General features: G+C 73.6%; 19 protein-coding genes. 5 read left to right on the top strand and 14 right to left on the bottom strand.

Annotation, left to right across the window (positions count from 1 at the left end; genetic code table 11):
• Positions 1-15 precede the first annotated feature (15 nt).
• Positions 16-1,248, top strand: coding sequence for a hypothetical protein (locus CNX65_RS25830; protein WP_096496081.1), 1,233 nt, complete (start codon positions 16-18; stop codon positions 1,246-1,248).
• Between the two features lie 521 nt (positions 1,249-1,769).
• On the opposite strand, the gene CNX65_RS25825 is transcribed toward CNX65_RS25830, so the two are convergent.
• From CNX65_RS25825 to tkt, 7 genes are all read right to left on the bottom strand, one after another.
• Entirely contained in the window at positions 1,770-3,122 is a 1,353-nt protein-coding gene (locus tag CNX65_RS25825) for a sensor histidine kinase (protein WP_096498007.1), read from the bottom strand.
• 400 nt (positions 3,123-3,522) lie between these two features.
• Positions 3,523-4,302: a 6-phosphogluconolactonase gene (pgl, locus tag CNX65_RS25820; protein ID WP_096496080.1), complete on the bottom strand. Its 780-nt coding sequence runs from the start codon at positions 4,300-4,302 to the stop codon at positions 3,523-3,525.
• On the bottom strand, positions 4,299-5,420 hold the full coding sequence (gene opcA, locus CNX65_RS25815; protein WP_096496079.1) for a glucose-6-phosphate dehydrogenase assembly protein OpcA: 1,122 nt from the start codon (positions 5,418-5,420) through the stop codon (positions 4,299-4,301). Before opcA ends, pgl begins: the two co-directional genes overlap by 4 nt.
• Positions 5,417-6,958, bottom strand: coding sequence for a glucose-6-phosphate dehydrogenase (gene zwf, locus CNX65_RS25810; protein ID WP_096496078.1), 1,542 nt, complete (start codon positions 6,956-6,958; stop codon positions 5,417-5,419). Before zwf ends, opcA begins: the two co-directional genes overlap by 4 nt.
• Entirely contained in the window at positions 6,955-8,574 is a 1,620-nt protein-coding gene (locus CNX65_RS25805) for a glucose-6-phosphate isomerase (protein WP_096496077.1), read from the bottom strand. Before CNX65_RS25805 ends, zwf begins: the two co-directional genes overlap by 4 nt.
• A 2-nt stretch (positions 8,575-8,576) precedes the next feature.
• The gene (tal, locus tag CNX65_RS25800) at positions 8,577-9,689 is read right to left on the bottom strand and encodes a transaldolase (protein ID WP_015803894.1); all 1,113 of its coding nucleotides are present in this window, start codon (positions 9,687-9,689) and stop codon (positions 8,577-8,579) included.
• Between the two features lie 32 nt (positions 9,690-9,721).
• Positions 9,722-11,821 (bottom strand): transketolase, encoded by a 2,100-nt coding sequence (tkt, locus tag CNX65_RS25795; protein WP_096496076.1) that lies wholly within the window; start codon positions 11,819-11,821, stop codon positions 9,722-9,724.
• 273 nt (positions 11,822-12,094) lie between these two features.
• Between tkt and CNX65_RS25790 the strand changes: the two genes are divergently transcribed.
• Positions 12,095-13,018 (top strand): heme o synthase, encoded by a 924-nt coding sequence (locus CNX65_RS25790; RefSeq protein WP_096496075.1) that lies wholly within the window; start codon positions 12,095-12,097, stop codon positions 13,016-13,018.
• A gap of 96 nt (positions 13,019-13,114) precedes the next feature.
• Here CNX65_RS25790 and CNX65_RS25785 read toward each other — a convergent pair whose 3' ends face one another.
• From CNX65_RS25785 to CNX65_RS25765, 5 genes are all read right to left on the bottom strand, one after another.
• The gene (locus tag CNX65_RS25785; RefSeq protein ID WP_096496074.1) at positions 13,115-13,498 is read right to left on the bottom strand and encodes a hypothetical protein; all 384 of its coding nucleotides are present in this window, start codon (positions 13,496-13,498) and stop codon (positions 13,115-13,117) included.
• Between the two features lie 829 nt (positions 13,499-14,327).
• Entirely contained in the window at positions 14,328-14,981 is a 654-nt protein-coding gene (locus tag CNX65_RS25780) for a sigma-70 family RNA polymerase sigma factor (protein WP_218182396.1), read from the bottom strand.
• 118 nt (positions 14,982-15,099) lie between these two features.
• A complete protein-coding gene (locus CNX65_RS25775; RefSeq protein ID WP_096496073.1) occupies positions 15,100-15,738 on the bottom strand; it encodes an HD domain-containing protein in 639 nt (212 codons plus the stop codon).
• Positions 15,739-16,005: 267 nt separating this feature from the next.
• Complete coding sequence (locus CNX65_RS25770; protein ID WP_096496072.1) at positions 16,006-16,653, bottom strand: hypothetical protein; 648 nt, start codon at positions 16,651-16,653, stop codon at positions 16,006-16,008.
• 6 nt (positions 16,654-16,659) lie between these two features.
• Positions 16,660-17,667, bottom strand: coding sequence for a hypothetical protein (locus CNX65_RS25765; RefSeq protein WP_096496071.1), 1,008 nt, complete (start codon positions 17,665-17,667; stop codon positions 16,660-16,662).
• A 238-nt stretch (positions 17,668-17,905) separates the two neighbouring features.
• On the opposite strand from CNX65_RS25765, the gene CNX65_RS25760 reads away from it, so the two are divergent.
• Positions 17,906-18,460, top strand: a complete 555-nt coding sequence (locus CNX65_RS25760; protein WP_232520010.1) for an FKBP-type peptidyl-prolyl cis-trans isomerase — start codon at positions 17,906-17,908, stop codon at positions 18,458-18,460.
• 87 nt (positions 18,461-18,547) lie between these two features.
• On the opposite strand, the gene CNX65_RS25755 is transcribed toward CNX65_RS25760, so the two are convergent.
• Both CNX65_RS25755 and CNX65_RS25750 read right to left on the bottom strand, forming a co-directional pair.
• The gene (locus tag CNX65_RS25755; RefSeq protein ID WP_096496069.1) at positions 18,548-19,519 is read right to left on the bottom strand and encodes a quinone oxidoreductase family protein; all 972 of its coding nucleotides are present in this window, start codon (positions 19,517-19,519) and stop codon (positions 18,548-18,550) included.
• Positions 19,520-19,660: 141 nt separating this feature from the next.
• Positions 19,661-21,268, bottom strand: a complete 1,608-nt coding sequence (locus CNX65_RS25750) for a DUF885 domain-containing protein (protein WP_232520009.1) — start codon at positions 21,266-21,268, stop codon at positions 19,661-19,663.
• 38 nt (positions 21,269-21,306) lie between these two features.
• On the opposite strand from CNX65_RS25750, the gene CNX65_RS25745 reads away from it, so the two are divergent.
• Both CNX65_RS25745 and CNX65_RS25740 read left to right on the top strand, forming a co-directional pair.
• The gene (locus CNX65_RS25745; RefSeq protein ID WP_096496067.1) at positions 21,307-21,594 is read left to right on the top strand and encodes a hypothetical protein; all 288 of its coding nucleotides are present in this window, start codon (positions 21,307-21,309) and stop codon (positions 21,592-21,594) included.
• Positions 21,591-22,451, top strand: a complete 861-nt coding sequence (locus CNX65_RS25740) for an ATP-grasp domain-containing protein (protein ID WP_096496066.1) — start codon at positions 21,591-21,593, stop codon at positions 22,449-22,451. The genes CNX65_RS25745 and CNX65_RS25740 overlap by 4 nt, the downstream gene beginning before the upstream one ends.
• Positions 22,452-22,514: the final 63 nt, after the last annotated feature.

Below are 22,514 nucleotides of genomic sequence, written 5' to 3'. Positions count from 1 at the left end.
TTTGTGAGACGCATTATGGGCAGGGTCGTCCCACTGCTCCTGTGCGGGATGTTCCTCGCGGGCGCACCGGCCCTCGCCCAAGGCGACAGCGCGACGATGACGGCGTCCGTCGACGGGCAGCAGTTCGGCGACAACCGGGTCGTCCTCGACCCGTCCGGCTCGCGCAAGGTGACGGTGACCGTCCACAACGGATCGGCGGAGACCAGGCAGGCCCGCGTCATCCGGTTGTCGGGCGGCGCTTTCGGCCTGGAGTTCTTCTCCTACGAGACCACCGTGCCGTTCGAGGTGCCCGGCCGCACCAGCGTGACGCGCGCGTTCGTGCTGGACATGGCGGGGCTCGAGGGCAAGGCGACCGGGTTGGTGCCGGTGCGGTTGGAGCTGCTCGACGACCGGCGCGAGGTGATCGCCTCGCGCGGCAGCACCGCCGACGTGCGCGGGTCGGTGCTGTCGGTGTACGGCGTCGCCGGGCTCGTGCTGCTCGTGCTGGCGGTGGCGGCGTGGTCCGCGGCGCTGTGGGCGGTGGTCAAGGGCGTCCTGCCGCCCCGCCGCTCGCGCCGGGCGCTGCAGTTCGTGCCCGCCGGGATCGCCACCGGGCTCGCGGCGGTGGTGTGGTCGTCGGTGCTGCGGGTGCTGACGCCGGAGCCGGTCGTGGCCGGGGTGGTGGTCGTGGGGCTCGTGGTGGCGGCGATGGTCGTGGGGTACCTGGCGCCGTCGCAGCAGGCCGTTGCTCGGGCTGAGGAGGACGGTGCCGGGTCTTCGGGGCCGGTTCCCGCAGTGGTGCGGGGTGCGGAGGACGACGGGGCGCAGGGGGGCGCTCAGGGCGCGCGGCGGGGTGGCGCGGGGGAGACCACCACGATCGCGCCGGTCGGCGCCGGGGGCGGGGAAAGCGCTGGGGCGCAAGCGGATGGCGGTCGGGGCGCGTCCGGCGGCGTCGCGGGGCAGTCGGGGCAGCAGGGGCACGCGGGCGGTGGCCAGGCGGCCGTTGGCCAGGCGGCTCCCGGTCGTCCGGGCGCTCCGGTGGTCCCGGCCCAGGGCGGTGACCAGGCGACCACGAAGTTCCAGGCCGTCCAGGTCGCGCAGGCCAAGCCGGTCGTGCAGACCGCGCCCGCCGAGATCACCTCCCCGGCGGACTCGGAGGCCACCCAGCGCATCCGGCCCGTCGGCACGCCGATGCAGGCCCCCACGCCGGGCTCCGCCGAGGCGACCCAGCGCATCCGCCCGGTCGGCGACCAGGGCAAGCGCCGCTGAGCGGTGCGGCCGGTCCTGCCCGGCCGCACCCGCCCACCCGACCACGACACACACGCCGGGCCGCGCTGCACACGCCGGGCCGCGCTGCACACGCCGGGCCGCGCCAACCGCGCCCGCCGCCCACGCCGACCGCGCTGCACACGCCGACCGCGCTGCACACGCCGACCGCGCTGCACACGCCGACCGCGCTGCACACACCGACCGCGCTGCACACACCGCGCCAACCGCGCTCGCCGCCCGCACTCACCACGCCGCACCGGCCGCGCTCGCCGCCACCGCGCCGCACCGGCCGCGCCGCGCCCGCCGTGCTTCGGCTTCCCGTTGCGCGCCAAGGGTTTCCCGTAGCGCCTTTCTCAGCCCGTCAGGCCGCGCCCGTCAGGCCGCGCCCGTCAGGCCGCGCCTGCCGAACCCCGCCCGTCGCCCGTCCAGCCCGGCGCGCCTCGCCGTCACCCTTGGCCCGTCACCCCGCGGGCCCGCCGTGCCCTGCTGTCCCCCTCCGCCCCGCCGTCACCCCCGCCCCGTCACCCCCGCCCCGCCGCGCCCACCGGATCGCTCCCGGCCGCCGCCTCCCCGGTCCCCGCCTCGGCCCCACCGCACCCCGCGTCGAGCGGGAAGTCCACGCGCACCACAAAACCGCCGTCGTCCGTCGGCCCCGCGTGGAACCGGCCGCGCAGCAGCGCCGCCCGCTCCCGCAGCCCCACCAGGCCGTGGCAGCCGCTCGGCAGGCCCGCGCCGCCCCGGTCCGGGGGCGCGCCGTTGCGGACCTCCGCGCTGACGCGCTCCCCGTCCGACACCACGACCACCGCCGCCGACGCGCCCTCCGCGTGCTTGCGCACGTTCGTCAGCGCCTCCTGCACCGTCCGGTACACCGCCCCCGACACCGGTGCAGGCAGGTCGCGGACCGGGCCGTCCACGCGCAGCGACACGTCCGTGCCCAGCAGCAGCTGCGGCAGGTCGGCCACGCCCGGCTGCGGGGGCTCGTCGGCGGCGCGCAGCACGCTCACCAGCTCGCGCAGCTCGTTCAACGTCCGGGTGCTGAGCATCCGGATGTTCCCCGCCACCTGCTTGGCGTCCGGGTCGCGCACGGTCACCCGCAGCGCCCCCGCCTGCACCGCGATCAGGCTCACCTGGTGCGACACCACGTCGTGCATCTCCCGCGCCAACCTGGCCCGCTCGTCGGCCCGCACGGCGCGCGCGTGCAGCGCCCGCTCCCGCTCGCGCCCGGCGGCCAGCTCCCGCACCCGCGCCGACAGCTCCGCCCGCACGTGCGCGAGCAGCCCGATCGCCACCGGCATCCCGGCCACGATCCCGCCGTAGATCGCGTCGTGGACGTGCGCGGTCCACGGCAGCGCCAGGAACTCCTCGACCGGCCACAGGAAGAACCGGGAGAACCACACCAGCCCCGCCCCGACCGCCGTCTGCGCCGAGCGGGGCCGCAGCCAGGCCAGCGTGCCCAGCGCGATCATCGCGGCGAGCTGCGACCAGCCGAACAGGAAACCGGGGATGGTCAGCAGCACCACCAGGAACGGGCACCGCCGCCGGAACACCACGGCCAGCACCGCCACCCCGGACAGCACCCTGCTGTACCCCTCGGCCTCGGGCAGCACCCGCAACCACACGTCCAGCGCCGCCACGGCCACCGCCGCGACGTCCAGCACCAGGTGCCCGCGCGGCCCCACCAGCGCCCGCAGCGCGGCCCACCGGGCGAGCAGCCCGACCCTGGCGCGCGCGCCCCAACCCCGCAGGGCCCCCGCTCTCCCCGCAGCGGCCCGCGCGCCCCAGGCGCCGAACCCCTCCGAGCCGAACCCCTCGCCGCCGAACCTCTCCGCACCGAACCCGCCATCGCCGAACCGCACCGCAGTCGCACTGGGCATGACCCGCTCCTCCACCCCCGATGTGCTCATCACCCATCGGGACAGCGCGATCACGCGGACGGGACGCGGCAAACCCGACGAAGTTGCGACCGCGAACGTCGGACGCCGGTGAACGGCGCCACAGCAAAAAGGTAAACGCTGGTCAGCGGCTTGTCGACGGTCCGGGGCCGATTTCGCGGCGCACAGCGTTCACACAGCGGTCACACAGTGTGGACGCGGGGCGACAGGCCGCGACGGACCCCGGCGGCGCCCGCCGGACCCGGCACAAGAACAAGGGCGACGAGATCCGCCGCCCTCGACACCCCGGACCTCCGGGGAACCCCGCCGAACCCGACCCGGTCGGGCGGAGGGGGTGATCCGGTGCTGGTGGCGCTCCGGTGGGCCACCAGCACCGCGCGCGTCACGCCAGCGGCGGGGTGAACAGCTCCGGCACCTTCGCCGCCGCCGCCGAGTCCAGCAGCCACAGCGTCCGCCGCTGCCCCACGGCGCCCGCCGCGGGCAGCTGCACCTCGCCCGCCCCGGCAAGGCCCATCGCCACCGCGGCGGCCTTGCCCTCGCCCGTCGTCATCAGCCACACCTCGCGGGCGCGGCGGATCGCGGGCAGGGTCAGGCTGACCCTGGTGGGCGGGGGCTTCGGGCAGTTGCGCACCGCCACGACCGTCCGCTCCAGCTCGTGCACCGCGGGGGAGTCGGGGAAGATCGAGGCCACGTGGCCCTCCTCGCCGACGCCCAACATGCACACGTCGAACTGCGGCACCGACCCGTGGTCCTCCGGCCGCGCCGCAGCCGCCAGCTCGTCCGCGTAAGCGGCGGCGGCAGCCTCCGGGTCGTCGCCGAACCGGCCGTCGGACGGCTCCATCACGTGCACCCGCGCCGGGTCGACCGGCACGTGGTCCAGCAGCGCCGCCCTGGCCTGGGTCTCGTTGCGCTCGGCGTGCCCGGCGGGCAGGAACCGCTCGTCGCCCCAGTACAGGTCGACCTCGCCCCAGTCGACCGCGTCCCGCGCGGGCGCCCGGCGCAGCTGCTCCAGCACCGCCACGCCGGTCCGCCCGCCGGTCAGCACGACCGACGCCGACCCGCGCGCCGCCTGCGCGTCCACCAGCTTCGTCACCAGGCGGGCAGCCGCGGCGGCGGCCAGCAGGTCGCCGTCGCGGTGCACCACCACCTCTGGCTTGCTCACGAGCCCGCCTTCGCCGCGCGCACGGCCGACTTCGGCGCCTTGGCGGCCTTGGCCTTCGGCTTGACCGCCTCGGGCGTGTCGGCCCCCTCGGAGCCCAGCGGCTCGGCCAGGGTCTCCACCGCGTCCGACTCCGGGGCCGAGGCGGGCTCCACGGGGGCGGCCGCGTCGGCCTTGCGCGCCACCGGCTTCGCGGCGGGCTTGTTCCGCGCCACCTTCGCCAGCGACCGCAGCGCCGCCTCGTACACCTCGTCCGGGTCGAGCCTGCGCAGCTCCTCGGCCAGGCAGTCCCGCACCGACCGGCGCTGCAGCGCCACCCGGCGCTGCGGCTGCCCCGGCTGGGTCAGCGTGCCGACCGCGCCGTCCGGCCGCACCAGCTCCACCGACCCGGAGGGCCGGTCCAGCCGCACGTCCACGATGCCCTGGCCCTTGGTGGCCTTGACCCGCTTCACCGGCACCTTCAGGTACGCCGCGAGCCACGCCGAGAGCAGGTCGGTCGACGGCGAGTCGGCCTCGCCGCTGACCTCGGCCTCGGTGATCGCCTCGAACGGCGGCAGGTCCAGCGCCGAGGCGAGCATCGCCCGCCACAGCGTCAGCCGCGTCCACGCCAGGTCGGTGTCACCGGGGGCGTAGGACGACCGGCGCTGCTCCAGCGCCTTGATCGGGTTCTTCTCGGCCGCCGAGTCGGTGATCCGGCGCTGCGCGAGCTGCCCGATCGGGTCCTTCGACGGCGACGACGGGGCCTCGTTCGGCCACCACGCCACCACCGGGGTGTCCGGCAGCAGCAGCGGCACCACGCACGAGGCGCCCTCGGACGCGAGCGGCCCGTACAGCCGCAGCACGATCACCTCGGAGGCGCCCGCGTCACCGCCGACCCGGATCTGCGCGTCCAGCCGCGCGGCGGCCTGGCGGGCGCCGCGCGCCACCACGATCACCCGGCAGGGGTGCTCGCGGCTGGCGTCGTTCGCGGCCTCCACGGCCTCCTCGGTCTTGCTGCCGTCGTCGGTCACGATGACCAGCGTCAGCACCCGGCCGAGGGTGACCGCGCCACCCTCCTCGCGCAGCTGCACGAGCTTCGAGTTGACCTGCGACGTGGTCGTCGAGGGCAGGTCGATGATCACGGTCGCCTCCAGTGCCTGCCGGTGCGGGCCAGCATCTCGTCAGCGGACGGCGGTCCCCACGTGCCTGCCTTGTACTTCTCCGGCTCGCCGGTGCTCGCCCAGTGCTCGATCACCGGGTCGAGGATCTCCCAGGAGAGCTCGACCTCGTCGTTCTTCGGGAACAGCGACGGCTCGCCGAGCAGCACGTCCAGCAGCAGCCGCTCGTAGGCCTCCGGCGAGGACTCGGTGAACGCGTGCCCGTAGCCGAAGTCCATCGTGACGTCGCGGACCTCCATCGTGTTGCCCGGCACCTTGGAGCCGAACCGGATGGTCACGCCCTCGTCCGGCTGCACCCGCACCACCAGGGCGTTCTGCCCCAGCTCCTCGGTCGCGGTGTCGTCGAACGGCAGGTGCGGCGCCCGCTTGAACACCACGGCCACCTCGGTGACCCTGCGGCCCAGCCGCTTGCCGGTGCGCAGGTAGAACGGCACGCCCGCCCAGCGGCGGGTGTTCACCTCGGCGGTGATGGCGGCGTAGGTCTCCGTGGTGGAGTCCTTGGAGAAGCCGCCCTCCTCGATCAGGCCGGGTACCTTCTGCCCGCCCTGCCAGCCGCCGGTGTACTGGCCGCGCGAGGTCGTCTCGTCGAACGGGCCCACCAGCCGGGTGGCCGACAGGACCTTCACCTTCTCCGCGCGCAGGTCGCTGGGGCGGAAGGAGACGGGCTCCTCCATCGCGGTCAGCGCCAGCAGCTGGAGCAGGTGGTTCTGGATGACGTCGCGCGCCGCGCCGATCCCGTCGTAGTACCCCGCGCGACCGCCGAGGCCGATGTCCTCGGCCATGGTGATCTGCACGTGGTCGACGTAGTTCGCGTTCCAGATGGGTTCGTACAGCTGGTTCGCGAAGCGCAGCGCCAGGATGTTCTGGACCGTCTCCTTGCCGAGGTAGTGGTCGATGCGGAACACCGACTCCTCGGGGAAGACGTCGTTCACGATCCCGTTCAGCTGCTTCGCGCTGGCCAGGTCGTGCCCGAACGGCTTCTCGATCACCACGCGGCGCCACTGGGTCGGGTTGTCGCCGGGGGGCGAGGCCAGACCGGCGCGCTTGAGCTGGTTCACCACGGTGGTGAACGCGCTCGGCGGCACCGACAGGTAGAACGCGTGGTTGCCGCCCGTGCCGCGCTCCTCGTCGAGCGACTTGATCGTCTCGGCGAGCGCGTCGAACGCGGCGTCGTCGTCGAAGCTGCCCTGCACGAAGCGGATGCCCTCGGCGAGCTGGTCCCACACGGCCTGCCGGAACGGCGTGCGCGCGTGCTCCTTGACCGCGTCGTGGACGACCTGCATGAAGTCCTGGTCCTCCCAATCGCGGCGGGCGAACCCGACGAGCGCGAAGCCCGGCGGCAGCAGGCCGCGGTTGGCCAGGTCGTAGATGGCGGGCATGAGCTTCTTGCGCGACAGGTCGCCCGTCACGCCGAAGATCACCAGGCCGCTGGGGCCCGCGATGCGGGGCAGCCGCTTGTCCCTGGGGTCGCGCAGCGGGTTGCGCTGCTCGGCGGTGGTCACGAGCCGTCCTCCTGGATGGCCTCCACGAACTGGGCGAGCCCGGCGACCCGGTCGGTCAGGTGCAGCCGCAGCACCGGGCGGCCGTGCTCGGCGAGCACCTGCCCGTCGCCGAGTGCCTGCGCCAGCTGGAGCGTCGCCAGGTCGTAGGGGCGGCCGGGGACGGCCAGCTCCTGGTCGGTGTGGCCGGTGAGCTGGAGGAACACGCCGTTCTGGTGACCGCCCTTGTGGTACTGGCCGGTCGAGTGCAGGAAGCGCGGGCCCCAGCCGAAGGTGGTCTGCAGGTGCGTGCGCTTGGCCAGCTCGGCGCGGCTGAGCGCGAACGACGCGTCGTTCACCCGGTCCAGGTAGGCCTGCACCGACAGGTAGCCCTTGTCGGGGGCCGCCGCGACCAGCGCGCGGATCGCCTCGGCGACCGTCTTGACGCCCTTCGGCAGCCAGTCGCCGCCGGAGACGTGCACCTCGACCGGGCCGTCGGTGAACGCGGGCGTCGCGGGCTCGGACGCCGGGGCGTCCAGCAGCGAGCGCGCCGCCTTCTTCGCCGCCTCCACGTCGGGCTGGTCGAACGGGTTTATCCCGAGCACCCGGCCCACCAGCGCGGTGGCGACCTCCCACAGCAGGAACTGGGCGCCCAGGGAGCCCTCGACCGCGAGCGCGGAGGACCCGGTGGCCGGGCCGATCGCGACGGTCGTGGCGTCGGAGCCCGCGTCCACGAAACCGGGCGCGCCGGGACCCTCCACCACGACGGGCAGCAGGCCGGTGCTGTTCTTGCCGGTGGACTCGGCCACCAGCTGCTCGGCCCAGTCGCCCAGGCCGGAGATGCCGGAGCCGGTGTCGGCGAGGACGACCTTCTCCGCGCCGTGCGCGTGCGCCACGCCCAGCACGGCGGCCAGCCGCACGGCCGGGTTGTCCGCCGAGTCGGCGAACACCAGCGGCGCGGCGGCGGCGGCCTCGTCGAGCAGCTTCTCCACGTCCACGCCCGCCAGGCCCGACGGGACCAGGCCGAACGCGGTGAGCGCCGAGTAGCGACCGCCGACGTTCGGGTCGGCCAGGAACACCTTGCGGTACCCGGCCTCCTCGGACGCCTTCTGCAGCGGCGAGCCGGGGTCGGTCACCACGACGATGCGCGACTTCGGGTCGACGCCCGCAGCCGCGAACGCGTCCTCGAAGATCCGCCGGTGGCTGTCGGTCTCCACCGTGCCGCCGGACTTGGACGACACCACGAGCACCGAGTGCTCGGGGCTCTCCACCAGCGCCTCGACCACCTGGTCGGGGTCGGTGGTGTCCAGCACCACCAGGGGGACCCCGGCGGTGCCGGTGATCACCTCGGGCGCGAGCGAGGAACCGCCCATGCCCGCGAGGACCACCCGGTTGACGCCCTCGGCCAGCAGCTCCGCGCGCAGCGCGGCGATCTCGGCCAGCAGCGGGCGGGACGTCTCGTGCAGCTTCGTCCAGGCGAGTCGGATCGACGCCTCGGGCTCGGCCTCGGGACCCCACAGCGTGGCGTCCCCTGCGGCGAGCCTGCTGGGGACCGCGTCGCGGAGCAGGTCGGACACGACGGTCTCGACCTGCTCCGCGTTCGGCGCCCGGACGATCTCCACGGAGATCACCTCGGTCATCGTCAGCCCTTCGCCTTCTCCAGCTGACCGGTGACGGTCTCCAGCAGCTCGGCCCAGGACTTCTCGAACTTGTCGACGCCCTCGGTCTCCAGCGTGACGAAGACGTCGGTCACGTCGACGCCGGCCGCCGCGATCGCGTCGAACACGGCCTGCGCCTCGTCGGCCTTGCCGGTGACCGTGTCACCGGTGATCTGACCGTGGTCGGCGACCGCGTCCAGGGTCTTCTCCGGCATGGTGTTGACCACGCCGTCGACGACCAGCTGGTCGACGTACCGGGTGTCGGAGTAGTTCGGGTCCTTCACGCCGGTCGACGCCCACAGCGGGCGCTGCGCGTTCGCGCCGTCCGCCGCGAGGGCCTCCCAGCGCGGGCCGGAGAACACCTCCTGGTAGGCGGCGTAGGCCAGCACGGCGTTCGCGATCGCGGCCTTGCCCAGCAGGGACTTGGCCTCGTCGGTGCCGATGGCGGACAGCCGCTTGTCGATCTCGCTGTCCACGCGGGACACGAAGAACGACGCCACCGAGTGGATGGTGCGCAGGTCGTGGCCGTTGGACTTGGCCAGCTCCAGGCCCGCCAGGTAGGCGTCCATCACGGCGCGGTAGCGCTCGGTGCTGAAGATCAGCGTCACGTTCACGCTGACGCCCTCGCCGAGCGTCTTGGTGATCGCGGGCAGGCCCTCGACGGTGCCGGGGATCTTGACCATCAGGTTCGGCCGGTCAACGGCCTTCCACAGGTCGAGCGCCTCGGCGGCGGTCTTGTCGGTGTCCTTGGCCAGGCGCGGGTCCACCTCGATGGACACCCGGCCGTCGACGCCGTTCGACTTGGCGTAGACGTCGCGGAACAGGTCGCACGCGTTGCGCACGTCGGTCGTGGTGGTCTCGCGCACCACGGCCTCGGTGTCGGCGCCGCGCGCGGCCAGCTCGCGCACCTGCGCGTCGTAGGCGTCGCCCTTGGACAGGGCGCCGGCGAAGATCGTCGGGTTGGTGGTCACGCCGACCACGGCCTTGTCCGCGATCAGCCCGGCCAGGTTGCCCGAGTCCAGCCGCTCGCGCGACAGGTCGTCGAGCCAGATCGACACACCGGCGGCGCTGAGGTCGGCCAGCGGTTTCGCAGTCATGTTCGCTTCTCCCCTAGAAAAAGAGTCGTCGGTCAGCGGGTGGCGTCCAGCGACCGGCGGGCGGCGGCCACGACGTTCTCGGTCGTGAAGCCGAACTCGCGGAACAGCGTCTGGTAGTCGGCGGAGGCGCCGAAGTGCTCGATCGAGACGATCTCGCCCGCGTCACCGGTGAACCGGTGCCACGGCTGGGCGATCCCGGCCTCGACCACGACGCGCGCCTTCACCGAGGACGGGATGACCGACTCGCGGTACGCCTCGTCCTGGGCGTCGAACCACTCGACGCACGGCATGGACACCACACGCGCTGCAACGCCGTCGGCCTCCAGGACCTTCCGCGCCTCCACCGCCATCTGCAGCTCGGAGCCGGTGGCGATCAGCACGACCTCGGGGGCGCCGTTCGCGGCGTCCTCCAGCACGTAGCCGCCCTTGGCGACGCCCTCGAACGCCTTCTCCCTGGTGCCCTCGAGCACCGGGAGGTTCTGCCTGGTCAGCGCGAGGCCTGCCGGGCCGGTCGGGTTCTCGATGATCGCCTTCCACGACGCCGAGGTCTCGTTGGCGTCGCCGGGGCGGACCACCGCGAGACCGGGGATCGCGCGCAGCGCGGCCAGGTGCTCGATCGGCTGGTGCGTCGGGCCGTCCTCGCCGAGGCCGATGGAGTCGTGCGTCCACACGTAGGTGACCGCGGACTTCATCAGCGCGGCCAGCCGCACGGCCGGGCGCATGTAGTCGCTGAACACCAGGAACGTGCCGCCGTACGGGCGGGTCGGGCCGTGCAGCGCGATGCCGTTGAGGATCGAGCCCATCGCGTGCTCGCGGATGCCGAAGTGCAGCGTGCGGCCGTACGGGTTCGCGCTCCACGTGCTCGTGGAGGAGCTGACCGGGCCGAACGAGTCCGCGCCCTTCATCGTGGTGTTGTTCGACTCGGCCAGGTCGGCCGAGCCGCCCCACAGCTCCGGCAGGACCGGGGCCAGCGCGGACAGCACGTCGCCGGAGGCCTTGCGGGTCGCGACGCCCTTGGCGTCCGGCTCCCACACGGGCAGCGCGTCGGCCCAGCCCTCGGGCAGGTCGCGGCCGATCAGGCGGTCCAGCAGCGCCTTGCGCTCCGGGTTCGCCTCCGCCCACGCGTCGAAGGACTTCTGCCACTCGGCCTTGGCCGCCTCACCGCGCTTGATGACCGAGCGGGTGTGGTTGATCACCTCGTCGGAGACCTCGAAGGTCTGCTCCGGGTCGAAGCCCAGCGCCTTCTTGACCTCGACCACCTCGGCGTCGCCCAGCGCGGAGCCGTGGATCTTGCCGGTGTTCATCTTGTTCGGCGCCGGGAAGCCGATGATCGTGCGCAGCACGACCAGCGACGGGCGGGCCGTCTCGGCGCGGGCGGCCTCCAGCGCGGCCAGGATGCCGGAGATGTTCTCGCCGGACTCCACGACCTGCACGTGCCAGCCGTACGCCTCGTAGCGCTTGGCGGTGTCCTCGGACAGCGCGATCGCGGTGTCGTCCTCGATCGAGATCTTGTTGTCGTCGTAGATCAGCGTGAGGTTGCCCAGCTGCTGGTGGCCCGCGATCGACGAGGCCTCGGAGGTGACGCCCTCCTCGATGTCGCCGTCGGAGGCGATCACGTAGACCTGGTGGTCGAACGGGCTCTCGCCCGCCGGGGCGTCCGGGTCGAACAGGCCGCGCTCGCGGCGGGCGGCCATCGCCATGCCCACGGCCGAGGCGAGGCCCTGGCCCAGCGGGCCGGTGGTGATCTCCACACCGGGGGTGTGGCGGTGCTCCGGGTGGCCGGGGGTCTTGGAGCCCCAGGTGCGCAGCGCCTTCAGGTCGTCCAGCTCCAGGCCGTAGCCCGCCAGGTACAGCTGGATGTACAGCGTCAGGCTGGAGTGACCCGCCGACAGCACGAAGCGGTCGCGGCCGATCCAGTCGGCGTCGGCCGGGTCGTGGCGCATCACCCGCTGGAACAGCGAGTAGGCCACGGGGGCGAGGCTCATCGCGGTGCCGGGGTGGCCGTTGCCGACCTTCTGGACGGCGTCGGCGGCGAGGACCCGCGCGGTGTCGACGGCGCGCTTGTCCAGCGCGGTCCAGTCGGCGGGGACGGTGGCCTCGGTCAGCCGGGTGATGTCATCGGACACGGAGATTCCAGCTCCAGTCTCAGTGCGGGCGGCGGTCCACAGACAAGGCTTCTCAATCGATCCCGTCAGGGCCTATCCGCGGTTTTTGCTCATCCTCCGACCAGCCTAGTCCGCTGTTCGGGCGCATGTGCCACCGAACGCGCGCAGATCCGCTGTGCGTGATCGCACAGGGCGTGTGCGCGGTGTGGTGCCGCTGGTCACCACCTACCCGAAAGGGCCGGCTCCACACCTCGCGGTTACGATCCGTTCATCCCCGATCTGACAGAGGAGCGCCCTGCGATGAGTGCCGTTGCGCAGGCCCCTGCGCGGACTCCGCGGCAGGTCGTCGGCGCGTACGTCGCGCTGACGAAGCCGAGGGTGATCGAGCTGCTGCTGATCACCACCATCCCGGCGATGCTGCTGGCCGAGCGCGGGCTGCCGCCGCTGTGGCTCATCGCGTGCACGCTCGCGGGCGGGACGCTCGCCGCGGGCAGCGCCAACGCCCTGAACTGCTACATCGACGCCGACATCGACTCGGTGATGAAGCGCACGGGCGCCAGGCCGCTGGCCAAGAACTCGATCCCGCCGCGCAACGCGCTGATCTTCGGCGTCGTGCTCGGCGTGGTGTCGTTCGCGTTCCTGTGGATCACCACGAACCTGATGTCCGCGGTGTTCGCCGTCGCGACGATCCTGTTCTACATCTTCGTGTACACGCTGGTGCTCAAGCGCCGGACCTCCCAGAACATCATCTGGGGCGGCCTCGCGGGCTGCATGCCGGTGGTCATCGGCTGGTCGGCGGTGACCGGCACGGTGGAGCTGCCCGCGCTGGCGATGTTCGGCGTGATCTTCTTCTGGACGCCGCCGCACACCTGGGCGCTCGCGATGAAGTTCAAGGAGGACTACGCGCGGGCGGGCGTGCCGATGCTCCCCGTCGTGGCCACCGCGCAGCAGGTGACCAGGCAGATCGTCATCTACTCCTGGGCGACGGTGCTGTGCAGCCTGCTGCTGGCCCCGGTGACGAGCTGGATCTACGTGGGCGTGGCGCTGGCGTCGGGCGTGTGGTTCGGGGTGTTCGCGCACCGGCTGCACGGGGTGGTCCGCAAGGGCGGGTCGACCAACACGATGAAGTTCTTCCACATGTCGAACCTGTACCTGACCCTGGTGTTCTGCGGCCTGGCCGTGGACGCGGTGGTCGGCCTTCCGGTGCTCGGGTGGCCGTTCTGATCTCGGGCTAGCGCCCGGCCGAGGCCGGGGTCCGGTTTTCCGGGCCCCGGCTTTCGCTTTTTCCGGGGGTTTTCGGCGGTTTTCCGGGCGCGGGTCTCAGGGGTTCTTCAGGTCCTCGGCGAGGAGGGCGGTCAGGTCGAGCTCCGCGAGCGCCGGGTTGGCGTACCCGTGCTCCTCGGTCCACGGCACGTCCCCGTCGTCCACGGTGACCCGCCAGTCGGCGTCGGGGAGGGCGCGGCGCAGCTCGGTGACGGCGGCCTGCCAGTGCACGAGCGAGGGGACGGTGCGGTCGAGCTCGAAGGGGAGTTTGGTGGAGCCGTTGAGCACGGCGCCGTCGACCGGGTAGAGGTAGAGGCCCTCCTCGGTGTCCGGGTAGGGAGCGGTGTCGTTCCACCGGGTGACGATCGCGTCGACGGCGGCGAGCTCGGCGTCGGTGAGCGGGGTGGCGCGGGTGGCGGCGTAGTAGAGCGAGACTCCCATGGGGCGGAGGGTAGGGGCGGGGGCCGACAGCTCCGGGCGGTCGCCCCGGCCGGGCCACGCCGCTCCAGGGACCGCACCACCCGCTCGGGGGAGCCGAAGGCCGTCCCGCGCGGTCCGGCGGGGCGCGCACCCCGCCGAACGGGCCGGCCCTCGGGCGGTCACGCGGACCGGGGGAGCACCTGAACGGCCCTCGCGTTCACTCGTCCGCGCGCCGATGCCTTCCCCGGACGGCTCAGGGTGCTCGCCGCGACCCGGTTCCCGCCCTCACTCGTCGGCGTGCCGCTGTTTTCCCGGACCGCCCACGGTGCTCGCCGCGGCCTGGCCTTCGCCCTTGCTCGTCGGCGTGCCGCTGTTTTCCCGGACCGCCTACGGCCTCGCCGCGACCCGGTTCCCGCCCTCACTCGTTCGCGCGTCGCTGCCTTCCCCGGACCGCCCACGGTGCTCGCCGCGACCCGGAACCCCGGTGGGCGCGCCACCGGCCTCCTCGGCCAGTCCACCGGGCCGCGCCGTGCCCGTTCCACCCCGCGAGGGCCGGCCGTGCCTCCCCGGACAGCCCACCGGGCGGGTCGCCGTCGTGCTCGGCGTCCCGCCCAACCCCTCGTCCCACGCCCCTCGCCCGCGCGCCCGCGTGGTCCTCCGCGTGGCGTCCGGGCCCGTCGTGCGTCCTAGCCCCCTGGCCCCGCCCCTGTGTCCGTCCCCGCCCCTGTGCCCTGTCCGCCCCTGCGTCCGTCCCCGTGTCCTGCCCGCCCCGTGCGCCCTACCCCCCGTGCCCCACTCCCGCGCGCCGCCCCTGCCCGAGGCCGCCCGCGTCGCTCCCCGCCCCCGCCCCTCACGCCAGAACCGACGGCGCCCCTCCCGCCAGCGCCACCCGCAGGCGCGCCAGCGCCCGGTGCTGCGCCACGCGCACCGCGCCCGGCGTCGAGCGCACCGCGTGCGCGGTCTCCTCCGCCGACATCCCCACCACCACCCGCAGCAGCAGGATCTCCCGCTGCTTCTCCGGCAGCACCCGCAGCAGCTCCGCCATCTGCTCCGACACCTCGCCCTGCAGCGCCCGCGCCTCCGGCCCCGCCGACGACTCCGGCGCGTCCGGCAGCTCCGCCACCGGCTCCGCGCGGTTGCGGGCCGCGAAGCGGTGGACGTCGGCCACCTTGTGGGCGGCGATGCCGTACACGAAGGCCAGGAACGGGCGCCCCTGGTCCTGGTAGTTCGGCAGCGCCTTCAGCACCGCCAGGCACACCTCCTGCGCCACGTCGTCGGCGGTGGCGTAGGCGCCGCCGACGCGCGCCCGGCAGTACTTGACGATCAGCGGGCGCAGCACGCCGAGCAGGTGCTCGACGGCCGCGCGGTCACCCGCCACGGCCGCCGTCACGTCGCTCCTCGACACGGCTAACGCGGCGCGGGCCGCCGCCGCGCCGACCGGTCTCGCCGCGCGCTCGCGCTGGCGAGGAGCACCGACCGCCGTCCTCTCACCGGTGAATTCCATACCCGAGACACCTCCACGCCCGACCGCGGCTCACCCTCTGGCGGTAGGGGGACGCGCGAGCGGCCGGGCTCTTACGGAGGTTTTCGAGAAAATCTTGAAAAACTTCGTTGTGGCAGGTTTAGGGCACCGCTGCCAGCAGTTCCTCCACCGCCGGGTCGTCCAGCGACTCCACGATGCACTGCCACAGCTCCAGGTTCGCGCTCGCCCACCGGGAGTACAGGGCGGCGGCCTGGGGGTCGTAGAAGTAGTAGCCCTCGTCGTGCTTGGACCGCTGCTCGCCGACGATCTTGTGCGCGAGCTGGCGGAGCGTGATGCCGTTCTCCAGCAGGTACTTCGGCGCCAGCACCACCGGGGTCACCGGCAACGCCTTGAACAGGGTGTCGGCGTCGGACAGCGCCTGCGCCTCGACCGAGATCCACCGGTCGCGGGTGCGCATCTCCGCCTCCTCGACCACCTCGTCGACCCGCAGCGCCGCCTCGTCGGGCACCCCGGCGTCGGCCAGGATCTCCATCCGCAGCTCCCGCCCGTCCACGGGCAGCGAGTTGCGGCGCACCACGTAGTTGACGTCGTGCACCAGCGCGGCGACCTCGACCAGCGCCACGTCCGCCCCGTTGCGCCCCGCGAACAGCACGGCCTTGTCGCGCACGAAGCTCACGTGGTGCCAGCCGTGGAACTGGAGGTTCGCCGCGTGGTCCTGGCACAACCGCCACACGCGCTTCTCCACGACCTCGGTGGAAACAGCAGTGATCATCCTCATCGGACCCTCCCAGAGCCGGGTGGGCCGATGGTATGGCGGCGCCCGTGCCCTCGGGGTGCCCGGAGGACGCCCGTTCGACCGGCTCGGGCGGGGCCCCGACCCGGTCGCGCGGGGGAGGGGGCCGCGCGAGCGGGGTGGCGGACCGCGACCCAGCACGGTGAACGGCCGGGTGACCGGGTGGCCCGGCCGGGTGGAAACGCTCCGGAACCGGGCAGCCCCCGAACGGGTGAGGCACGGGCCTCGCGCACCCTGGTCGGGCACCGGGTGTCACAACCTCCCGGTCAGCACCTCCCAGCGCGCCTCCACCGGCACGTGCCGGTGGCTGGTCCCGGTGCCGGGGTCGTAGGACAGGCTCCACGGGCTCACCGCCCGCGACTTGACCAGGAACGTCATCGTCCCGTCGATCGCGCGCGGGATGCGGTGGAACTCGTGCGCCAGCATCGTCCCGGACACCCCGGCCCGGCAGTCGGCGCTGCGCAGCGGGGCGACCTCGGAGATCGCCGTGCCCTCGGGCGCCAGCCGCACGCGGTAGCGCTCGTGCAGGTAGCCGCCCGACAGGATGACCGTGCAGAAGTGGTAGCGGTGGTTGTGGACGGAGTCGGCGTAGCCCGGCCGCCAGTCCCGCTGCGGCTTGTACTCGTGCAGCCAGAACGTGAACGGCTCGGCGGGCTCGTCCCGCAGGCACCAGGCGAAGTGCGTCGTCGTCTCGCGGGACCGGGCCACCACGCGCGTCTCCTCCCTCGGGCCGAGCGCGCGCAGCTCCTCCCTCAGCCGCTCGCGCAGCCCCGGATCACCGGCCCACGCGGAGAAGCCCTCCGCGACCCGGTCCCAGTTCACCGGGCCTGGTGGGTGGTCGTCCGAGACGAGGGCGGCGAGCTCCGCGAGGGCGGAGATCTCGGTGGTGTGGGTCAGCACTGCTTATCAGCTCCCCAACTGAGCAGAGGCGGAGAATTCCCGGCGGAAGTGGTGGAACTTCGCCTCCAGTGCGTCGAACGCCGGTTCCGCCAATGCGGTCCCGGTGATCTTCTCGAAGAGCGCGAAGAAGTCAGCCCGAGTGGTCGCGGGAGTCAGCGAGAAGTGGAACCCCGCCTTGGAATTGCTGATCCTGAGGAACTCGGCCCTTTCCATCCCGTAGAGAAAGGAACCCTCGGAGAACCTCAGCGTGCGCGGGTAGAGCCGCATCGAACCGGACGCGGTCCCGGTGTACAGGGTCAGCCAGGCGCTGTCGTCGAACAGCTCCAACCGGTCCAGCGGCGGGTCGGACACGATGGTCACGTCGATCCGGCTGGCCCGCCCCCGCGCCAGGAACAGGCCCACCAGCCCGACCGCGACCTGCTCGCGCAGGTCGGCGCGGATGGTGTCGTAGTCGCCGTCGGAACCCGCGTTGCGCAGCAGGTACCTGGCCCTGCCGGTGATCGCGTCCTCGTCGGCCGGGTCGGCGAGCACCACGCGCAGCTCGCACTCGGACTTGGCCAGCAGCAGGCGGGACGCGGCGTACCGGCCCGCGAACCCGCGGAAGCAGTACAGCCTGGTGCGCTCCAGGTCCTGCATCATGAGCTGGTTGAACGCCGGGTCCGGCTTGGCGGTCGGCTCGAACACGTGGCTGGGGAAGAACTCGCGGTCCAGCGCCCGGTACTCGTCGGTCAGCTCGCGCAGCGCCTTCCGGCTCTCCGCGACCACCGGCTCGACCATCGCGCGGCGGGTCGCCGTGCTGGTCACGAGCGTCTGGGTGAACCCGACGACCGCGGACACCAGCGTGCTGGAGGCGAGCGCGGCGACCAGGTTCCTCGCCGTCCCCTCCGCCATCCCGCTGGAAATCACCATCGAGATCCCGGAAGTGGTCACCAGTATCAGCAGGAGAAGCCCGGTCCGGGTCCAGAACAATTCCACCAACAGCTTCATGCGGACGCCGTCCGGCTCCGCCGACACGGTGTCACCTCCTTGGGCGGCACACGAACGGATCAGTGCCGCGTGGTGTTATGGTTGGTGCGGGGAGCAACTGTACGCGGGGCCGCAGTTTTGCGGAAGGCGTATTTGGTTGGACATTTTCAGTGAATTTTCCCCGCCACCCGTTCAGCCTGCGCGGGCGACCTGGGCGAGACGTCCCGGGACCCGCCCCATAAGCTCGACCACCATGCGTACCGTCGGCCGATCGGCCCTGGCTCTCGTGTCCTTGCTGTCCGCCGGAGTGGCGCTGACCGCCTGCACCCCCAGCGACCGCCCGTCCACCCAGACCGGGGAGAACACCCCCGCCGCCACCGCGCCCGCCGCGCAGACCGGCGGCAACAAGGTCAGCAAGCCCTCCGGCCCGCCCTGCCAGCCCGAGCAGTACCAGGTCACCGGCGACTTCGGCCAGAAGCCGACCATCACCGTGCCGAAGGACTGCGCCCCGCAGGACGGCCTGCTCTCCCGCGACCTCAAGGAGGGCGAGGGCGCCGAGGCCAAGGCGGGCTCCACGGTCACCGTCAACTACGAGCTGGTGACCTTCAGCGACGGCCAGACCGCCGACTCGTCCTTCGAGCGCGGCGCGACCTTCGACGTCGAGGACCTGGGCAACGCCCCGGTCATCAAGGGCTGGAACCAGGGCCTGGTCGGCATCAAGGAGGGCGGTCGCCGCCTGCTGGTGATCCCCTCCGACCTCGGCTACGGCCCGCAGGGCAACCAGGGCATCAAGGGCGGCGAGACGCTGCTGTTCGTGGTGGACGCGGTCAGCGTCAAGTAGTCCCGAACTCGCCCGAGCGGTCCACCGCGCGCGAGGGCCCCGGCACGAGGCTGCCGGGGCCCTCACCCGTCCTGACCGATCAGCCCGTCACGGGATCAGCAGCAGCTTCCCGGTGGTCCTGCGCCCCTCCAGGTCGTCGTGCGCCCGAGCCGCGTCCGCCAGCGGGTACCGGCCGCCGATCCGCACGTCCAGCTTCCCGCCCAGCACCGCGTCGAACAGCTCCCCGGTCCGCCACGCGCGCTCCTCGGCCTCGAGCACGTGCGCGGCCAGGGTCGGCCGGGTCAGGAACACCGACCCGGCCGCGTTCAGCCGCTGCGGGTCCACCGGCGGCACCGGGCCGCTCGCCGCGCCGTACAGCGCCAGCACCCCGCGCACGCGCAGGCTGGCCAGGCTGCCGTCGAACGTGCTGCGCCCGACGCCGTCGTACACCGCCGCCACGCCCTCGCCGCCGGTCAGCTCGCGCACCCGCGCGGCGAAGTCCTCCCGGTCGTACCGGACCACCTCGTCCGCGCCCGCCCCGCGCGCCAGCTCCGCCTTCGCGTCGGTGGACACCGTCGCGATCACCCGCCCGCCGCGCGCCTTCGCCAGCTGGGTCAGCAGCAGCCCGACCCCGCCCGCCGCCGCGTGCACGAGCACCGCGTCACCCGCCTGCACCGGGTAGGTCGACGCGACCAGGTAGTGCGCGGTCAACCCCTGGAGCAGCAGCGCCGCCGCCACCTCGTCCGACACCCCCTCGGGCACCGGCACCACCGAGGCCTCGGGCAGCACGACCTGCTCGGCGTAGCTGCCCGCCGCCGAGTACCAGGCCACCCGGTCGCCCACCGCGACCCCGTCGACGCCCTCGCCGACCGCCCGCACCCGGCCCGAGCCCTCCTGGCCCAGCCCGAACGGCAGCGGCACCGGGTACAACCCGGACCGGTGGTAGGTGTCGATGTAGTTGACCCCCGCCGCGGCCACGTCGACCAGCACCTGCCCGGCGCCCGCCTCCAGTGGCCCGACCTCGGCGTGCTCCAGCGCGTCGGACCCGCCGTGCGCGCGAACCAGGACCGCCTTGGGCATTACCGCACCTCCTCAGCTCTCAGCACCGCTCCTGCAACGACCGCGCTCGCTCGATCCCGCCGCGCGAACCCGGCTCCACGCCCTCCAGCGCGACCGGCGGTCGCGCTGTTCCCGCGCGACCACCGGTCCCACCCACCGGTACTACCGCCCCAGCACGACCTGCCGCGCCAACCCCAGCGGCAGCGCGCCCGACCCGGCGACCAGGTCGTGGAACTCCCGCAGCGTCCCGCGCCCCTCGGCCAGGTACTCGCCCCGGATCCGCTCGATCTCCAGCGCGCCGGTCAGGTAGGACGGCGCCTGCGTCGGCCACGCGCAGTACCGCGTCACCTCGCCCTCGGCGGTGCCCGGCGTCAGCGACGCCTTGGTCACCATGAACTCCTCGGCCTGCGCCACGCTCATGTCGCCGCAGTGCAGCGCCGTGTCCACCACCATCCGCGCCGCCCGGAACAGCCGCGCCTCCACGTGCGCCAGCTCCTGCGCCCGCTCGGTGAAGTACCCCTCCTCGCGCAGCAGCTTCTCCGAGTACAGCGCCCAGCCCTCGGAGAAGTACGGCGTCCGGAACACCTTGCGCACGGTCCGGTCCTGCGCCGCCAGCCACGACAGGTGCCAGTGGTGGCCGGGGTACGCCTCGTGCACCGCGATCGTGGCCAACTGCGACCGCGAGTTGGTGCGCAGCCGCTGCACGACCTGGTCGGCGGTGAACGCCTCGGGCGGGGTGGGCACGAAGAAGTGCCCGAGCCGCGAGGCGGTCAGCGGCGGCGGCTGCATGTACGAGGCCACCGACAGCACCGGCCGCTGGAACGCGGGGGAGGGCACCACCCGGCACTCCTCGCCGTCGGCCAGCGTCACCAGCCCCCGCTCGACGAGGAACTCCCGCGCCCGCCGCGTCTCCGCCTCGTACTCGGCGCGCATCGCCTCCGGCGTCGGCGGGTGGTCCTCCTGCAGCGCGAGCATCACCGAGTGCCAGTCGTCGGCCCCGGCCAGCGCCCGCATCTCGGCCTCCAGCTCCGCGTACGCGGACCGGCCGCGCTCGTGCAGCTCCGAGGCCCCGTAGCCGAGCAGCTCCTGCTCGGTCAGCAGCCGCGAGTACAGCGCCTCGCCCATCCGCCAGTCGCCGCGCGCGGTCTCCGCGAACGACTCCAGGAACGCCGCCAGCTCGTCGAACGCCGCCGCCGCCGGTTCCGCCGCCTCGGCGACCCGCGCCCGCAGGTCCGGGTCGGACACCTCGGACGGCAGCGTCCCGGTCAGGAACGCCCGCCCGGCGCGGGCCTGCGCCGCGCCCCGCAGCACGATCTTCGGCGCGGCCAGCTCCGGCGACAGGTTCGCCCGGCACGCCGCCAGCACCGAGGGCACCTCGGCGAGCCTGGCCAGCACCGACCCGACCAGCTCCGCCTCGGGCCGCAGCCGGTGCAGGAACGCCGAGAACAGCGGGAACAGCACCGCGCCGGTGTACACGGACGGGTCGCGCCGCCACGACGGCCACTCGGCCTTGGCGCGCGCCCCGCGCAGCACCGACACCACCAGCGCCCGGTCCACCGCGTCGGCGGGGTCGGTCGGGGTGGCCTCGCTGAACCGGTCGAGCCAGGTCAGGGCCTCCCGCTCCTGGGCGAGGAAGGACTCGGCGGTGAAGTCGCCGAGCGTCCGGTCGTGGTCGAGCGAGCCGAGCATGGCCGCCGAACCGGGGTTCGCGTCGAAGTGCCAGCGGAGGAAGCCGTCGACGAGCTGCGCGTGGGTCGTGGATTCGGTCACGTGCACGGAAATTACCCGCAGCACCTACCCTGGCGTGCGTGGCAGAGGACAAGAAGATCGCTGGAGGCGTCCGGGCGGCGTCGGCTTTCGTGGCGGCCCACGGCAAGCCGTCCCGCGCCGTCGTGGAGAACATCGGGCGGGCGGGCGCGCGCGTCGTGCTGGTCGGCGCGGACGGCGCCATGGGCGACGTGGTCCTGCCCGACGTCGAGACCGCCGAGGAGGTCGTGGCGGCCGTCGCGGACCTGGACGCGGCCGAGTGGGACCGCGAGACCACCGAGGCGCTGAAGATCGGCCCCGAGCACCGCAGGAAGATGGCCCGCCGGTGAAGGTGGTCCTCAGCACCTGCGGGCTGCTGCCCGACGGCGACGTCGACGACGCGCCCCTGGTCGAGGCGCTGGCCGACCTGGGCGTGCACGCGGGCTTCTCGGTGTGGGACGGCCCGGACGAGGGCGCCGCCGCCGACCTGGTGGTCCTGCGCAGCCCGTGGGACTACCCGGAGAAGCTGGACGCGTTCCTGTCCTGGGTCGACTCCACGCCCGCGCTGGCCAACCCGGCCCACGTGGTCCGCTGGAACATCGACAAGACCTACCTGGTCGCGCTGGCCTCGGACGGGGTCGCCGCGGTGCCGACCGCGCTGGCCACCGCCGGGTTCGCCGACTGGCCGCGCGACGTCGAGTTCGTGGTGAAGCCGACCGTGGGCGCGGGCTCGCGCGGCGCGCTGCGGATCGCCGCGAACGACGTGGCGACCGCCGAGCGGCACCTGGCGGAGCTGGCCGCGCCCGCGCTGGTGCAGCCCTACCAGTCCGGGGTGGACAGCGCGGGCGAGACGGCGCTGGTGTTCTTCGCGGGCCGGTACTCGCACGCGTTCACCAAGGGCCCGATGCTCACCGAGGACGCGGTCTACGACGAGACCGGCCTGTACCTCCTGGAGCGCCTGGGCCCGGCCGCGCCGCCCGCCGCGTACCGCCGCCTCGCCGAGGACGTCCTCGACGCCGCCACGGCCCGCTGCGGGCTGCGCCGCTCGGAGCTGCTGTACGCGCGGGTCGACCTGATCCCCGGCCCCGGCGGCGCCCCGCTGCTGCTGGAGCTGGAGCTGGTCGAGCCCGCCCTGGGCTTCCGCCAGGCCGACGCGGGCGCGCCGCTCCGCTTCGCCTCGGCGATCCGGGCCGCGCTGGCCCGCTGACCCCGCCCCCGGAACGACCGGTGGCCCGCGCCCAGGTCAGGCGCGGGCCACCGGTCGTTCACC

The organism is Actinosynnema pretiosum (genome assembly GCF_002354875.1).
Lineage (GTDB): Bacteria > Actinomycetota > Actinomycetes > Mycobacteriales > Pseudonocardiaceae > Actinosynnema > Actinosynnema auranticum.
This window is presented reverse-complemented; position numbering and strand designations above follow the sequence as displayed.

Bases quoted from the DNA above. Each gene is read 5' to 3' on its own strand.
- CNX65_RS25775 (WP_096496073.1), bottom strand. From the start codon at position 15,738: ATGAGGATGATCACTGCTGTTTCCACCGAGGTCGTGGAGAAGCGCGTG.
- CNX65_RS25805 (WP_096496077.1), bottom strand. From the start codon at position 8,574: ATGACCGAGGTGATCTCCGTGGAGATCGTCCGGGCGCCGAACGCGGAG.
- tal (WP_015803894.1), bottom strand. From the start codon at position 9,689: ATGACTGCGAAACCGCTGGCCGACCTCAGCGCCGCCGGTGTGTCGATC.
- CNX65_RS25790 (WP_096496075.1), top strand. From the start codon at position 12,095: ATGAGTGCCGTTGCGCAGGCCCCTGCGCGGACTCCGCGGCAGGTCGTC.
- CNX65_RS25825 (WP_096498007.1), bottom strand. From the start codon at position 3,122: ATGCCCAGTGCGACTGCGGTGCGGTTCGGCGATGGCGGGTTCGGTGCG.
- CNX65_RS25780 (WP_218182396.1), bottom strand. From the start codon at position 14,981: ATGGAATTCACCGGTGAGAGGACGGCGGTCGGTGCTCCTCGCCAGCGC.
- CNX65_RS25755 (WP_096496069.1), bottom strand. From the start codon at position 19,519: ATGCCCAAGGCGGTCCTGGTTCGCGCGCACGGCGGGTCCGACGCGCTG.
- CNX65_RS25785 (WP_096496074.1), bottom strand. From the start codon at position 13,498: ATGGGAGTCTCGCTCTACTACGCCGCCACCCGCGCCACCCCGCTCACC.
- CNX65_RS25830 (WP_096496081.1), top strand. From the start codon at position 16: ATGGGCAGGGTCGTCCCACTGCTCCTGTGCGGGATGTTCCTCGCGGGC.